Below are 15,701 nucleotides of genomic sequence, written 5' to 3'. Positions count from 1 at the left end.
CATGGGATTTCCAGGCAACGCGCGAGCATAGCGCAACTGCCCCCGGCCGTCGAAACCGCCGGGGGCAGGCGAGGATCCGTCCCCGCCCGGGAAACCCTTCGCCACGGGATTATTGGAACGCCGTTTCCATGAAGGTGCGCAACTTGCGCGAATGCAACCGCTCGGGCGGCATGCCGCGCAGGCGCTCCAGCGCCCGGATGCCGATCTCCAGGTGCTGGTTGACCTGGCGCCGGTAGAAGGCGCTGGCCATGCCCGGCAGCTTCAGTTCGCCGTGCAGCGGCTTGTCCGATACGCACAGCAGCGTGCCGTAGGGCACCCGGAAGCGAAAGCCATTGGCGGCGATGGTCGCAGATTCCATATCCAGCGCGATGGCGCGCGACTGCGCGAAGCGTTCGACCAGCTCGACGTGGTCGCGCAATTCCCAATTGCGGTTGTCGATGGTCGCCACCGTGCCGGTGCGCATGATGCGCTTGAGATCCCAGCCGGACAGCCCGGCCACCTCTTCCACCGCCTGCTCCAGCGCCACCTGCACCTCGGCCAGCGCCGGCACCGGCACCCAGGTGGGCAGGTCGTCATCGAGCACGTGGTCCTCACGCACATAGCCGTGGGCCAGCACGTAATCGCCCAGGCGCTGCGAATCGCGCAGGCCGGCGCAGTGGCCCAGCATCAGCCAGGCGTGCGGGCGCAGCACCGCGATGTGGTCGGTGATGGTCTTGGCGTTGGACGGCCCCACGCCGATGTTCACCAGCGTGATGCCGGAATGGTCGCCGCGCACCAGATGGTAGGCCGGCATCTGCGGCAGGCGCTGCGCCTGGCCGTCGTCGGCCGGGCCGGATTCGCCGCGGCGGGTGATGCGGTTGCCCGGCTCCACCAGCATCTCGTAGTCCTCGTTGCCGCTGGCCATCAGCGCGCGGGCGCGGGCGCAGAACTCGTCGACGTAGAACTGGTAGTTGGTGAACAGCACGAAATTCTGGAAATGCGCCGGCGCCGTGGCGGTGTAGTGCTGCAGCCGGTGCAAGGAATAGTCGACCCGCTGCGCCGTGAAGGGCGCCAGCGGCTTGGGTTCGCCTTCCTTGCCGCGCCACGAGCCATTGACGATGGCGTCGTCGGTCACCGCCAGGTCGGGCACGTCGAACAGATCGCGCAACGGCCGCTTGAGCGCCTCCAGATGCTCGCCTTCGACGTAGGCGCCCTCGGGGAAGGCGAAATGCAGCGGGATCGGCGCATCGGACTCGCCCACTTCCACCGCCACCCGGTGGTTCTGCAGCAACTGGCCGACCTGCTCGATCAGGTAATCGCGGAACAGCGTCGGTTGCGTGACGGTGGTCTGGTAGACGCCGGGCTCGGCCACGTGGCCATAGGACAGTCGGGTGTCGATCGGATCGTAGGTTTCGACCCGGATACGGATCGCGGGATAGTAGGCGCGGGCCCGGTCATGGCCGTTGCCCGACCCTTTCAGGACCTCGCGGAACGCCGCCCGCAGGAAGGCCGTGTTGCGGGCGTATATCTCGACCAGACGGTCGACCGCCGCCACCGCGTCATGGTAAGGCTCGAATGGGATCGCCTCGGGCCGGTTCATCGAGGACAAAGGGTGTACTGCATTCATCATTGAGCTTGACTCCGCTTTCTTATGGTCCTGCTTTCTTATGACCTTGCCGCCAGCGGTGGCGCCCGGCGATCAGGCCGGGAGGCCGATGGCACCGATTATGCCCGAGCGTAGGACTTGATGAAGTGTCATATTCGCGCGCCCGGCACGGCGCCAAGCACAGCGCGGTCATCGCCACAAGAATAGAAACAATATATCATTCCGTTTTTTCGCGATTCCCTTGATCATGCCGCCGGCCGCCCGCCTCCGCCCCCCTCCCAGCCTGGCCCGATGGGCCGCGCTGGCATGGCTGTGCGCCTGCCTGCTGCTGGCGCCGCTGGGTGGCGCCCGGCACACCCTGTCGCACCTGTCGGGCACGCCCGACGCCAGCCAGGACGCGGCCCACACGCCCGACAAAACGGGCCACTGCGATCTCTGCCATATCTGGGATCTGCTCGACGCCACGTTGCCGGCCTCGTTTGCCGTCGTCGGCGGCAGCGCCCCGCGCGTGGCGCCTGCCACGCAGTCGCCCAGTGGCGCCACCCTTATCGCCAGCACCTGGTTCCAATCGCGCGCCCCGCCCGCCGCGGCCTGAAATCCTCACTCCCGATTTCAACCGCCGCCGCGCCGCGGCCGGCAACCAGGATTGTCACCATGCCTTTCGTCTCTTCCCGCGCCGGGACGCCTCTGCGCGTCCTTGCCCCCAGCCCGCTCGCCATCGCCTGCCTGCTGGCCCTGCCGCAAGCCGCCCTCGCCCAGGCCGCCGCCGACTCCCCCATGCTGTCGCCCGTGGTCATCACCGCCAATCCGCTCGGCAGCGAGGCGCTGGCCTCGCCATCCACCGTGTTGCAAGGCAACGGCCTGGACCTGCGGCGCGCCTCGAACCTGGGCGAAACCGTCAATGGCCTGCCCGGCGTGTCGACCACCACCTATGGCCCGATGGTGGGCCGCCCCATCATCCGCGGCATGGACGGCGACCGCATCCGCCTGCTCAACAACGGCGTCGGCTCGCTCGACGCCTCGTCGCTGTCGTTCGACCACGCGGTGCCGCAAGACCCACTGACCACCAACCGCGTCGAAATCCTGCGCGGCCCGGCCGCCCTGCTGTACGGCGGCAGCGCCATCGGCGGCGTGGTCAACACCATCGACAACCGCATCCCCACCGAACCCATCGACGGCATCCACGGCGACGTCGCCGGCAGCTACGGCGGCGCCAACAACGACCGCAACGGCGCGATCCAGCTCGAAGGCGGCGACGGCAACTTCGCCATCCACGCCGACGCCTTCAGCCGCAAGACCGGCGACCTGCGCATTCCCGGCTACGCCCGCACTTCACAGCAACGCGCGATCGACGGCCCCGACCGGGACCAGCCGCGCGGCACCCTGCCCAACAGCGACGGCCAGGCCAGCGGCGGCGCGCTCGGCATGTCCTGGACCGGCGAGCGCGGCTACGCCGGCCTGTCCTACAGCGGCTACGACTCGAACTACGGCTCGGTGGCCGAGCCGGACGTGCGCATCAGGATGCGCCAGGAACGCTTCGGCTTCGCCAGCGAGCTGCGCGACCTGGAAGGCCTGTTCACCAGCGTCAAGATGAACTTCGCCTACACCGATTACCAGCACAAGGAAATCGAGGACGGCGAAACCGGCACCATCTTCAAGAACCGCGGCTACGAGGCTCGCATCGAGGCCCGCCACGCCGACATCGGACCGCTGCGCGGCGTGGTCGGCCTGCAACTGGGTCAGACACGCTTCTCGGCGCTGGGCGACGAAGCGCTGGTGCCCACCACCGACACCGATTCCGTCGCCTTGTTCGCGCTGGAGGAATGGAAGATCAACGAGCGTCTGACGCTGAGCGCCGGCGCGCGCGCCGACCACACCCGCCTGACGCCGGGCGGCGGCGGCAACGAACGCTTCGACGGCTCCAACCGCCGCACCTTCACCGCCGGCAGCTTCTCGCTGGGCGGCATCTACAAGCTGGACAGCGCCTGGTCGGTGGCCGCCAACACCGCCTACACCGAGCGCGCGCCCACCTTCTACGAGCTGTACGCCAACGGCCCGCACGCCGCCACCGGCCAATACCTGGTGGGCGATCAGAATCTGGCCAAGGAACGCGCCTGGTCCGGCGACCTGTCGCTGCGCTACAAGAAGGACGCCGACAGCGCCAGCATCGGCGTGTTCTACAGCCGCTTCTCCAACTACCTGGCCGAAATGAACACCGGCCGTTTCCGCAACGATGACGGCGACCTGGTCGCGGCCGGCGATGACGGCGCCTTGCCCGAGGCCCGCTACCAGGGCGTGTCCGCGCGCCTGTACGGCGTGGAAGCCGAAAGCAGCACGCGCCTGCTGCAATCGGGCGGCCACAAGCTGGACCTGGGCCTGTCTGGCGACTACACGGTGGCCCGCAACAGCGACACCGGCCGTTCGCTGCCGCGCATCCCGCCGCTGCGCCTGCGCGTGGCGCTGGACTACGGCTATGGGCCTTACAGCGCCGGCGTCAGCGTATCCAAGGCCTTCGCCCAACACAGCCGCCCGGACAACGACACAGCCACCGCCGGCTACTACAGCCTGGACGCCAACGCCGGTTACCGCTTCAAGGTTGCGGCGGTGCAATGGCAGGCCTACGTGCGCGGCATCAACCTGACCAACCAGGACATCCGCTATGCCACCTCGGTGCTGCGCGACGTCGCTCCCGAGGGCGGCCGCGCCGTGATGGTCGGCCTGCGCGGCAGTTTCTAAGCCCCACGCCTGGCGCCCGTTACCTTTTCCTGACGGAATGAGGTAACGGGCGGGACGGGAGAATGCTGCATTGCACTACAAATGTAATGAAACTTTATTCCATTACAATGCGATGGCAGTTCGTGAAGCTCAAGCCTCCCCTGCCCCCTTTCCGCCGGCTTGTCCCCCCGGGACAAAGCCATGCCGCCCACTCCGATTCCTGAAGTGACGTAATGACGCCGCCTACGCGAAAAGCCCGCTTTGCCTTTTTCCGCCTCCCCGCTTTGCTGTCAGCGCCCCTGCTGGCCCTGACGTTCTCCTGGTTACCCGGCGCCGCCCAGGCGTCCATCCCCTCCGAACAAGCCCGCGCCACCCTGTCCGGCCTGAGCCTGGCGCAGGAACCCACCGTGCCCACCCTGCGCGAACGCGTGGTGCAAGCCGGCCTGGCCGCCATCGGCACGCCCTACCGCTGGGGCGGCGACGACGCCGCCGAGGGCTTCGACTGCAGCGGCCTGGTGCTGTACGTGTTTCGCGAGATCGCCGGCCTGGAACTGCCGCGCACCGCGCGCCAGCAGCGCACCCAGGGCGATACGGTCAACAACAAGAAACAGCTCAAGCCCGGCGACCTGGTGTTCTTCGCCACCCGCGGGCGCGGCATCACCTCGCACGTGGGCATCTACATCGGCCAGGACAAATTCGTGCACGCCCCTCGCCGAGGCGCCAAGGTGCGCGTTGACGAGATGAAGAATCCGTATTGGTCCAAGCGCTATCTCGGCGCGCGCAGCTACATCGATACGGCCAAGGGCCAGATGCTGGCGCAGAAGTAAAACAGCCGTCGCACTGTGCGCTGTGCTGACGTTGGAAGGAGCCCAGCCCGATTCTAAAAGCTGACGCTTGCGGAGGGGCTGAGGCATGAGGCCGACTCCCGGGAAATTGGGGCGCTTATGCGGGGTGTGGAACGCCTTACCACCCGCCCACGGCCCCGTCACATCATGCTGTACGGCCCAAATTCGGCAAAAGTCGTAGTCCCGCTTTATTTCCGGAGCAACGGCATCAGTTTTGGTGTGATCAGCTCTACTTCGTCAGTGCTCATCGGGTCGTAGGAAACAACGATATAGGCACCGCCCTCCAGCACATCAGCGCGTGCGACCTGGCCTTTGACGGCATTCACAACCTGCTCGGGGGTGAGGCCGAAATAGTTATTGCACTGTTCGCTGGCCCAGTAGTTGACCTGCCAGATATTGGAGCAAGTGGTCTCCGGCGAGCGGTCGCTTGCCATGAAGGTCTCGTAAGCCTCCTGACTCATTGAACGTAACGCTTCCCCAAATCGAACAAGCGTATCTAAGTCCTCCACTGTGACCCGAAAAGCGCCGAAGGTTCGCACATAGAAAGGAACTACCTCGTCGAATATATAGTGAAGGTTCTGTCCTTTCCTGGCTGCATTGAATTCGACAAAAAGGTGATCATGAAGGTAGTAAATATAGTCTGCATTTGGATCACGATTTCGGTTGCAAAGACCGATTTCAAGTCTTTTTGCACCACCCCGAAGGCGATAGTTAACTCCGTATGCTGTATTACCTGGTTTTCCGCCTTTTAGCGGCAATACATCAATACCACCGAGTCCCCACGGCTGGTCAAGTTCAGCCAACGCAGTGCAGAGGTCAGAGTAGAAAACTTTCACGTCCTCATTAAAGCTCATCTTGCGTAATACTCGAATGATGTTATAGCTCACTTACGTTTTCCTCTGGTTCGGACAGTAATTCGGTTAGAGTACTTTGACTTTGAGTCGACACCGAAATTCAAATCTAGCTTCCTTTGCGCATGGTTCGCCTTGGTATCAGTCGGCAAGTGCCACTCAGCATAAACGCCATTTTGATTTAGTGCAGATTGCTGCCGCGTTACATCCTGAAGAGCCTTTGACCCTTCATACATCGAGTGAGTATCGTTCTTGCTGTCCACTGGTATCAGAGTGTTCCCTTGGAGTTCATAACCGTCGAAACGAACAATATTGAATCCTTTACCACCTGCTGAAGGTCCTGTCACGTCATTGTTGTACCGCAGAGTGAATACCAATCTCTGGCGGCTGTTCACATCACTCATCGCGCCCGGGGTTTGTGCATCATACTTGCCCGATGGCGTCGATATACCGGACGAAACTCGCTGATCCCCTCCCTGTGTAGTGAAAATCGCCCCAGTACCTGGTGGCAGCTTCTTGGCATCCTTGTAGGTGTAAACGGGATATGAGTTGCCATTGACTTCGACGAAGGCGAAAGGTTTAACCGAAGACTTCGGGTCGTATCCTGACACCAAAGGTTTTGACGGCTTTGGTGATTCGCCTGATATTGACTGATAAGCGGTGGTGATGCCTGCAATCAGGAGGTCAGCAGACGCCTGTATGGCGTAATCCTGATTACTCCTGGGGCCATTGACCACTTCGCCGAAGCCGTTCAGTAGCGCCTGGTTTCGGATTTGAGAGTGTTCGGACTTGAGATAGTCTCGGATTTCCTCTGTAAGGGGGGATTCCCCTTCGATGCCCGAACCTTCGCCGGCTACCCTGGAGGCCGCAATATAGTTTTGCGTGACACAACTTAATCCCCGGCCTTCACAACCGAGCACAGCTTGGTTGAGATATTGATCTTGCTGAAATTCGGAGATTGCCCTCCAGCGTTCCCAGACTTCGCGCTTTTCTTCCTCGGAACAACCTCGTTGTTCACATGCCTTCAGCTCCTCATTAAGGCGCCGTTCCTGGCCCTGGGTGAGGTAGTTGTTGTCGAGAGCAGAAATTGCGCTGCTGCTCGCCGTTGATGCATCACTGCCCCCTGCGGCGGCAATTCCGGTCACGAGGGTGGCCAGCAGGTTTCGCTTTGCCTCCTTCTGCTCCGCGTTATCGCTGGGGTTTTCGTCAAAAAGGTTGGTCAAGAGGCTGCTGGTGGCGGCACCGAGTGCGCCGCTGCCGCATCCCTTGCCGGCCGCGGATGCCCCAGCGCATGCGACGATGGCATGTAGCGCGGCATGGGCCGGGCTGCCCTCCTTCACAATCCCCTTTGCAACCAGGTCTCCGATATAACCGGCGCCTTGTTGTTGTACATAGCTTGCAACCAGATTACGGGTGAACTGCGCGCCCGACGCCGATACATTGCCGCCAACGGCTGCGGTGAGAGCCGTCAGAAGCTGACGCCCAGTTCCTCCCGGCGCCCATGTAGCGCTGTCGGTTATCTGTCGCTGGAGAGCCGCGATGCGGGCTGGATCGCGTTCCGTATCCGGTTTATCAAGTTCGCGATCCAGGGTTTCTTTTGCCGCAACGGCTTCCCTGGCGCGGTTGTTGAGGAAGACTCCCGTTTCTCGCTGAAGGGCCCCTACAATCTCGAAGCCAGCCCTGATCTCCCGTTCGTTGAAGATGGGTTTGAGGGCATTGGCGCCGTCCTGCCCGGTGAACACCTCACGGTTCAGTTCGGCCATCATTTCGTCGACCGACTTGCCCGACGCGGCCTGCTGGCCGGCTTCATCCGTGATAGTGACCTGCGCGCCGCTTATACCGCTGCGAGTTGTACTGCCACTGTTGCCGCTGGCGGCCATGACAACTGGCAGACTGGCGCTGAAGTTGCCCAGGGTCGGCAGGGTACTGCCGGGCACCTGGCCGCCGGTGGCGGCCTGCCCCTGCTGGTTGGTACCCACACCGCCGCCGGAGCCGGCTTCCTTCCTGTCGCCATTGCCAGTGCTGTACCCGCCGCCAACACTGATGCTGCTGGCGGAGTATTCGGCGTGGTTACTGATGTCACTCGTGGTGAGTGTGCCGGTGGTCAGCGTGTTGAAACCATCCCTGACCGCCTTCTCGGACGACGTGATGGCGGCTCCCCTGAGGTCGGTGTTGTCCCTGGCTCTTATCTGGAACCCACCCGCGCCGGCTTCGATGCGCGACTGCTCGGTGACGCTGGCATAGTCGCTGTGTATCTTCTGCTGGCTGAGGTTTACGCTGCCCGAGAAGCCCGCGCCCACGGTCACGCTGCCGCCAACGTTGGTGTCTTTGCTCCTGAAGGCACTGGTGTCCTGCAGGCTCTCGATGCTGAGGTTGCCGCCTACGTCGGCCACCACCTGCCTGCCGCTGGCGACCGCGCCGCGCAGGCGGGTGTGGCCGCCGGACTCCAGGCTCAAGCGTTCGCCGGCTGTTACGTGGCTGTTGGTCCAGGTGACATCCTTGCCTTCTCCCTTACCTCTGCCAATGCTGGCGTTCGCCGTGACGCCCATGGCGGCGCCGCCCTGGCCGACAGAGATCGCCACACCCACTCCCGCGCTGGAGTTGCTGCTGGTTCGGCGGGTTTCAATGATGTTCTGCGCCGCCAGCAGATTGATATCGCCATCGGCCTTGAGCACGGCATCCCCGCCCGCGCGGATGTCGCTGCCGCGCACGGTCAGGTTGGAATCCGGCCCGCCGCGGGCGCCGATGCGCACATCGCCGCCCGCGGCCACGGCTGAACCGGCGGCCGTATCGGTGGTGGCGGTGGATTTGCTGTCGCTTTTACTGGCGCCAACGGTGATCGAGATATTGACGCCGCCAGCCGACTGCGGGTCGGCCTGGACCGCATCGTAGGCGTTCTTGGCCGCCAGCCCCGTGGCCGCGCCTGCCAGCACCTGCATACGTCCGTCAGCCGTCTGGCCGGCAGCGCGCTTCATCTGCCCGGCGGTCTCAATGGCCGACAACACCGGCGCAGAAATCGCCACGGTCAGGCCGGACTGGCGGAACTTGCTCTGTTCCACGCGCTTGCCGGTTTCCCGCGCGTCGACGATATCGACCTTCTTGGCCTGGATATCGATGCCGCCCTTGGGCGCCAGGACATGGCTGCCGGTCTGCTGGTAGTGGCCGCCCGCCACCAGGGTCACGTCGCCGGCCGTGGAGCCCGCGGTTGACGCCGCCGCGTGGGTACTGGCGTCCCGGCGGTCGCCGCTTTGCATCTGGCTGCCGATGGTGAAGGCGAGCCCGCCGTTGTAGAGGAAGCCGCTTTTCCGGTTTTCCTTGAAGTGGCTTTCCTGGCTGGTTTCGGTGGCGGCCAGGAGGGTCAGGTTGTTGTTGGCCACGATGGCCGTGCCGGCATCGGAGACGACGTTGCTGCCGGTGATGGTGACGTTCTCGCCCCGGATGGCGACGGTGTTGCCGCTGAAGGTGCTGGATAGCGCCGTGGTCTCTTCCAGGCTGTCGCGGGTCGTCTTCGTGCTGGAGCCCAGCAGGCTCTTGGACGAATGGCGATGGCCTTCGGCCCAGTTGCGGTTCGCTTTGCCTGCCAGGATGTTCACGTCGCCCCGCGCAACGGCAATCAGGGCTCCCTGCTCGCTGGTGACAGCGCCCGCGGTGCTACTCAGATCGCGGCCAGCCTGCAGGCGCACGTCGCCGGCCGTGGTGATGGTGCTGCCGACATCCTGCTCGTAACCCTGCCTGAGATAGTTGCTGGCATCGCGTACGTTGTTCTCCTGCTCGGCAATCGTGACGGTGCCCAGCGTCAGGTCCCGGCCGGCGACCATGGCGGTCTGACCCTCCTTGCCGCGGTTGCCGACCCGGGCCGCGATCAGCTTGGCGTCACGCCCCGCCGAGGCCAGCAGGAGGCCATTCGGGTTGGTGACGTAGAGACCGGCAACGCGATCCAGGTTGGTCCGGCTGAAGTCGCTGCGTCCGGCCCGCGTGGCGCCGCCGCGAGTGGTGCTGACCACGTTGAGGTCGCGTCCGGCGCCGAGCCGCAGCGTCGAACCGGCATCCAGCGTGCCGCCGATATTGTCGATGTCGGCGCGGGCGCTGAGCGCCACGGCATCGGCGGTGATGCGGCCGCCGAGAATGCGCAGGTTGTCGCCGCTGAGATTGACCACCGCGCGTCCCGCAATGGCGCCGGAATTAACGAGATCGCTTTTCAGGTTGAGATCGATGGCGCTGGCGGCCAGCAGGGTGCCGTTGCCGTCGATGTCGCCAGGTTGTACGCGGACGTAGACCTGCGGCACCAGGGCGCGCGTGATACTGCCGTCGGCCAGCGTCACGTCGCGTTCGACCAGCCAGACGATATCGCTGGTGAGCTGCGCCATCTGCCTGGCGCTGAGCGCCACTCCGGGACGCAGATTCCATTCCCTGGCGTAGGTGACGCCGGCATCCAGCAATGCCTGGTACTGCGCGTCGTCGCTGGCGTAGTTCGCGAGGAATCGGCGGCCCGTCAACTGGCCTATCTGGTCGCGCACCAGCTTCTGTTCGTAAAAGCCATCGCCCAGCCGCTTGTGCACCGCGGCCGGGTCATGGCCGAGCTGGGACAGCATGTAGTCGGAACTGAGCCAGTTGCGGTAGTCGGCGAAGCGCGGGTCGGTTTCGATGAGGTAGCCGCCGGCGTCGGGACCAGTGCGGAACAGGCTGTTGGCGGGTGCGGCTGTGTCGATCTGGACCGTACGAATGATCGTCACCGCGTCGCTGTTAGCACCTGTCACCCCCTGTGTGGGGCCCCGGACGGGAGCATTGAGGTCTGTGAAGTGTGGGCCCGTGACAGTGGCGGGACTGTCGACGTTGTTCACGCCAGCCCGGACTTCCGTTATCTGTCCAGGCCCGATAGTGCCCGTGGCACGGACGAGGCCGCCCTCGATGGCGCCGCCGACCTGATGGTCCCGGCGGTCAGGCACCGTCAAGCCGCTGCCTGCGCCTGCGGCGTGTTGCGCGACGCTTGAAACATTGAGGTCGAACGTTGTCGCAATGTCTTCGGGGGCGTAGGCAATCTTTCCGCGCCATTTGCGCTGGTGGAAGCGTCTTCCGCCACCGCGCCACCTTGAGTAGGTGTACTGGCTGGTGCCGGTCTGGTGGATTACGTGTTCGCCAACGGCGGCTACATTGTCGAGGCGATCCAGATCGCCCTGCAGAGTGCCGCCGGCGGCAATGCGGCTTTTGTCGTTGACAAGCCCGTCACCGCGCAGGGTCATATTGCCGCCCGCGCGAATGAGCGCCGGCGCGCTTTCGATCACCTGCGTTTGGTACTCGGTCTGCTTTACGTCGTATTGGGTCCAGTCGTGAATCTTCGCGCCGGTTTCCCTGTGGCGATAACGATTGGCATGGCTCCAGTGCTCCCAGCGGTATTCGCTGGCATCGTGTTTTTCGGGATCGCCTTCAGGCTGGATGTACAAATACCTGGTCGGGCCGCTGATCCGTGCCAGCTCCGTGCGGAAATGCAGGTTGCGATTAAGCAGGCGAGCGCTGTCGATGGTCAGCCCCCCCAGCGATTCGATGGTGGCGCTGTCGTTGAGGATGAGACTGGCGCGGCCAGCCGCCTGGTTGTCCGCGTCCAGCGAGCCGCCGATGTTCAAGGCATCGCTGCCGCCGCCCGCGCTGAATATCAGGGCGTGCTCGCGGTTGTCGATCGTGCTGGCGCCGATATCCAGCCGGCCACGCGCGGCGATGACGGCGGCGCGGCCGCCTTCCTCGCGGTTGTTGACCGTGCCCCCCTTGATGGCCAGGCGGTCGCCATGGATGCGGCCGGTGCCGACGTTGTCGAGCGTGCCGGCCTCGATCCGGGCCTGGCCGCCGTCGATGAGGCCACGGTTGGCCAGGGTGTCGAGCGCAACGACCGTGGCGCGGCCCGCGCTCATTTCGCCGGTGGCGGTGTTGTCGACGTTGGCGCCGCGCGCTTCGAGGTCGCCCGCCCGAAGCAGGCCGCGGTTGGTCAACAGGCCGGCGGTGCTGATGCGCGCGCGACCGTTGGCGGTGATTTCCTTGAGGTTGGTGAAGTCCTGCTGGAGGATGAGGCTCAAATCTCCCTTGGACAGCAGGCTGCCGTCGCCGCCCAGGCTGTCCGCGGTGACGCTGAGCGACTTGCCCGCCAGCAGCGTGCCGAGCGGGTTGAGCGCCCGGCTGACCGCCACCTCGAGGCTGCCGCCGGCTGTGACGGTGCCGCGCGTGTTGTCCAGGACGCTGTCTGTGCCCGCGCCAAGGATGCCGATGTGGGTTTCGGCGACGATGGCGCCGGCGGTGTTGTCGATGCCGCCGCTACGGATGAGGGCATCCCCCTGGCTGTGCACGATGCCGCCGCGATTGTCCAGGCTGCCGCTGGCAAGCGCCAGCGCGTCGCCGCTGAGGATGCCGCCCGTGTTGCCGGCGTCGGTGTTGGCCAGCGACTGGCCGTGGGTGTCCACGCGCATCCCTCGCGCCGACTGCAACAGGCCGCCAGTGTTGTTCAGGGCGCCGCTGTCCGCGCTGAGCGTGCCGCGGCTGCTGGCGATGGTGCCGCCGCCATTGTCGAGCGAGCCCAGCCGGGTATCGACTTCGACGTTGGCGCCGAGTACCGTGCCACCGGCATTGCCGAGCCCCGCCGCGGCCACGCGGACATCGCCGCCGCCTTGCAGCGTGCCGCCCGCGTTCTCGATACGGCCCTGCGTATCCACGTCGAGCTTGCCGTCGATGGAGACGATCAGGCCGGCGTCGCGGTTGACCAGCGTGCCCGCCCTGACGGCGAGGTCTTCGGCGCCGACCAGCTTGCCGCGCCGGTTGTCCACGGCATCTCGGACAATGGCGGTCAACGGGCCGGCGGCATTGACCGCGCCGCCACGGTTGTCCAAGGAGCCGGCGCGGACATCGGCCTTGCCGGCGCTGGCAACGAGGCCATCGCGCCGGTTGTCCAGCGTGCCGCCGATGTACACGGCCAGGCCGGCGGCGCTGGACGTCTGCACCTTGCCTGCCTGGTTGGCCAGTTCGCCCGCCTTGACGATGGCGGCGCCAGCCGCGACCAGGGCGCCACCGGTGTTGTCCAGCGTGCGCGCCACGTCGATGCGGGTCGCGGCATCGCCAGCCGCCTGCACCGTGCCGTCACGATTGATGAGCGCGCCAGCCTGGAGCGCCAGCGCGCCGTTGCCGGCCAAGGTGCCGTCAGTGTTGTCGAATTGATCGGTGACGGTGATGCGGCTGGCGTCCGTGCCGGTGGCCGATACCGTGCCGCGAGCATTGTCGAGAGACTTGGCGTGAAGTTCAACGGCGCCGTTGCCGGCGATAGTGCCGCCGCGGTTGTCCATTGCGTCGCGGACCGTGAGGTCCAGCGGCTTGCCGCCGCTGGCCACGAGCGAGCCCTTGGCGGTGGTCAGCGTGCCGGTGTTGACGGTGATGGCCTTGGCCCGCGTGGTGGCGCCGGTCAGGTCGGTCGTTGCGCCTTTCAGGCTCAACGCGCCGTGGCTGGCAATCGTAGCGCGCTCGCCGCGCAGCGTCTGGGCCTCGATTTCGAGACGGCCGTCGCCCGTTAGAAGAATGCGGCCCTCCGCGGTGCCGAGGGCGCCAGCGCGAATGTCCAGGTCGGCATTACTGGCGAGCGTACCCCCGTTGCCGTTATCGAACAGACCGGCCACCTCGATGCGGTTGGCCTGGTTGCCGCCGGCGATGACCCTGCCGCCGCGGTTGTCGAAGGACTGTGCGGCGAGGTCGACCTGGGCGGCACCGAGCTTGGCCTTTCGATGGTCGCTGTCGCCCAGGCGCAGGATGGCGATGCCGGCCGTGGCCGTCTCGCCGCCCGCACCGCTGAACGCGCCGGCATTGACCAGCAGGCCACCGTCGCCGGCATGGGTGATGTGGCCATCGGTGTTGACCAACTGGCCGGCGTCCAGGGTCAGGCGCTTCGCATTGCTGGCCAGGGTGCCTTCGCTGTTGTCGAGTTGCCCCTTGACCTTGATGTGGGTGTCGGCCTCGTCGCTGTGCTGGAAGATGCCGGCGCGGTTGGAGAAGTCCTGCGCGCTCAGGACAACGGGACCGGCCACCTGCATCAGGCCGGCATCGTTGTTGAGTTGGTCTGCCGCGATGCGCGCCTCGGCGACCTTGAATTCGCCCTTGCGGTTGCCGAGATCGCCGCCGCTCACGTCGAGCCGCCGCGCGCCAAGGTGCCCGCCATCGTTGTCAAGGCCGGCCCCGACAGTCACGTCGACAGCACCGCCGGCCATGATGCGACCGCCGTCGTTGTCCAGCGCGGACGCGATGTTCAGCGCGCCGTTGGCCAGCGGCGCGACGCCGGTGCCTTCACCCGGCGCAGCGCCGCCGGTGCCGCCCGCTCCGCCGCCTGTCCCGCTGCCGTTGCCCGTGTTGCCGCCGCTGTCCGGCGTGGCGCTGGTATCGGCTGCCGCCAGCCCGATACGGCCATCATCGCGATTGCTCAGCCGCGCGGCGTGCAGCGCCAAGTGCTGTGTGCCGGTCTGCTCGATGGCGCCGCCGCGGTTCTTCAGCGACTGGGCGTTGGCCTCGATACGCCGTGCATTGAGCATGCCGTTGCGGTTGTCGATGTCCTGCGGCGTGCTGACCACCAGTTCGCGGCCGGCGCTGATCATGCCGGCATTGGCAAGGCCGCCGCTCACGTCGATGCGGGTATCGGCACTGGCCTGCATCGTGCCGCTGTTTTCCAGGCGGCCATCGGCGGTGACGACCAATTTGCCGGCCTGCGCGCCGAGGGTGCCGGCGTTGCGCATGCCGACACCGTGCTCGGTGCCCACCAACACGATTTTCTGGCTGTACATGCCGCCGAGCGCGCCAACGTCCAGCGCGAAGGCCGGCGCATCGCCGCTGGCGGCGGTCTTCCGCAGCTTGGCGTGGTCGGCGCTGACCTCGTTGGTCCCGGTGGAAACCTGGAGCTGCTGCGCCCAGATTCCGGCATTGGCCTCCACGGAACGGGCGATCAGGTCCGTATAGTTGGTGGCGCTGGCGTCCATGCCTTTGCCATCGACCCGGATGGCGCCGCCTGCCACGCGATAGCCTTCCAGCGATCCGCCGTTGATGATCGGCTTGCCGGTGGCGAGGGTGGCGCGGTCGGCGTTGATGAAGCCGCAGCCGTCGCAGGAAATACCGGCCGGGTTGGCGATAATCAGTTGGGCGCGATCGCCGGCAACTTCCACGTAGCCGCGCAATTGGCTCGGGTCGCTGGCGTTCACCTCGTTGAGGATGACGCGGGCGGTCCCGCGCGCCAGCCACGGGTTGCCTTGCACCCAGCCGCCCAACTGCGTCTGCGTGTTCGTGCGGGCGTTATTGAGGATGGCGCCTTGCTGGTCGACGTCGAATTGCCTGTAGGCATTGCGCGAGACGCCCGCGGCGCTCGGCGTCTGGATGTTCACCAGGGGCACGCCGTTGGCGGCCTCCAGCACTGTCGGGCGCTGATTGCCGGGAGCGCCGGGGTCGGCGACGACCTGGGCGGTCGCCAGCGGCGCGACGACCGCCTGCCCCAGCGCGAGCGCCAGGGCGAAACGCAAGGGTCTGACGGTGGCAAGAAACCTGCTGCCGGCGGCGGTGGCGTTTGCGCAGCTTGCGCCCGGCCCGTCGCGCCGCGCAATCTCCGCGACGACCTGGAACAGGCCCAACGCCCGGTTGAAAACGACGCGATACAGGTTCTTGTTCATGTCATCACTGCCTTTTGCTTGCGCGTAATCGATG

Annotated in this window: 6 protein-coding genes; 3 read left to right on the top strand and 3 right to left on the bottom strand. The window is 65.7% G+C overall.

The genetic code is table 11. The annotated features are described in order from the left end of the window. Positions 1–109: 109 nt before the first annotated feature. Positions 110–1,609 (bottom strand): AMP nucleosidase, encoded by a 1,500-nt coding sequence (locus AC6LKG_RS03645; RefSeq protein ID WP_498162796.1) that lies wholly within the window; start codon positions 1,607–1,609, stop codon positions 110–112. Positions 1,610–1,832: 223 nt separating this feature from the next. Between AC6LKG_RS03645 and AC6LKG_RS03640 the strand changes: the two genes are divergently transcribed. The 3 genes from AC6LKG_RS03640 to AC6LKG_RS03630 all read left to right on the top strand — a co-directional run bounded on the left by AC6LKG_RS03640 (position 1,833) and on the right by AC6LKG_RS03630 (position 5,127). Beyond that, positions 1,833–2,180: a hypothetical protein gene (locus AC6LKG_RS03640; RefSeq protein ID WP_498162794.1), complete on the top strand. Its 348-nt coding sequence runs from the start codon at positions 1,833–1,835 to the stop codon at positions 2,178–2,180. 59 nt (positions 2,181–2,239) lie between these two features. Continuing rightward, positions 2,240–4,321, top strand: a complete 2,082-nt coding sequence (locus AC6LKG_RS03635) for a TonB-dependent receptor (RefSeq protein ID WP_498162792.1) — start codon at positions 2,240–2,242, stop codon at positions 4,319–4,321. Positions 4,322–4,533: 212 nt separating this feature from the next. Then, on the top strand, positions 4,534–5,127 hold the full coding sequence (locus AC6LKG_RS03630) for a C40 family peptidase (RefSeq protein ID WP_498162790.1): 594 nt from the start codon (positions 4,534–4,536) through the stop codon (positions 5,125–5,127). 206 nt (positions 5,128–5,333) lie between these two features. Here AC6LKG_RS03630 and AC6LKG_RS03625 read toward each other — a convergent pair whose 3' ends face one another. Further along, positions 5,334–6,032, bottom strand: coding sequence for a hypothetical protein (locus AC6LKG_RS03625; RefSeq protein WP_498162788.1), 699 nt, complete (start codon positions 6,030–6,032; stop codon positions 5,334–5,336). Continuing rightward, positions 6,029–15,667, bottom strand: a complete 9,639-nt coding sequence (locus tag AC6LKG_RS03620) for a two-partner secretion domain-containing protein (protein ID WP_498162786.1) — start codon at positions 15,665–15,667, stop codon at positions 6,029–6,031. Before AC6LKG_RS03620 ends, AC6LKG_RS03625 begins: the two co-directional genes overlap by 4 nt. Positions 15,668–15,701: the final 34 nt, after the last annotated feature.

The sequence above is a fragment of the Achromobacter sp. 46006 genome, from assembly GCF_059761975.1.
This window is presented reverse-complemented; position numbering and strand designations above follow the sequence as displayed.

Excerpts from the sequence above, each read along its gene's own strand:
- AC6LKG_RS03630 (WP_498162790.1), top strand. The coding sequence starts at position 4,534 with ATGACGCCGCCTACGCGAAAAGCCCGCTTTGCCTTTTTCCGCCTCCCC.
- AC6LKG_RS03635 (WP_498162792.1), top strand. The coding sequence starts at position 2,240 with ATGCCTTTCGTCTCTTCCCGCGCCGGGACGCCTCTGCGCGTCCTTGCC.
- AC6LKG_RS03640 (WP_498162794.1), top strand. The coding sequence starts at position 1,833 with ATGCCGCCGGCCGCCCGCCTCCGCCCCCCTCCCAGCCTGGCCCGATGG.
- AC6LKG_RS03645 (WP_498162796.1), bottom strand. The coding sequence starts at position 1,609 with ATGATGAATGCAGTACACCCTTTGTCCTCGATGAACCGGCCCGAGGCG.
- AC6LKG_RS03620 (WP_498162786.1), bottom strand. The coding sequence starts at position 15,667 with ATGAACAAGAACCTGTATCGCGTCGTTTTCAACCGGGCGTTGGGCCTG.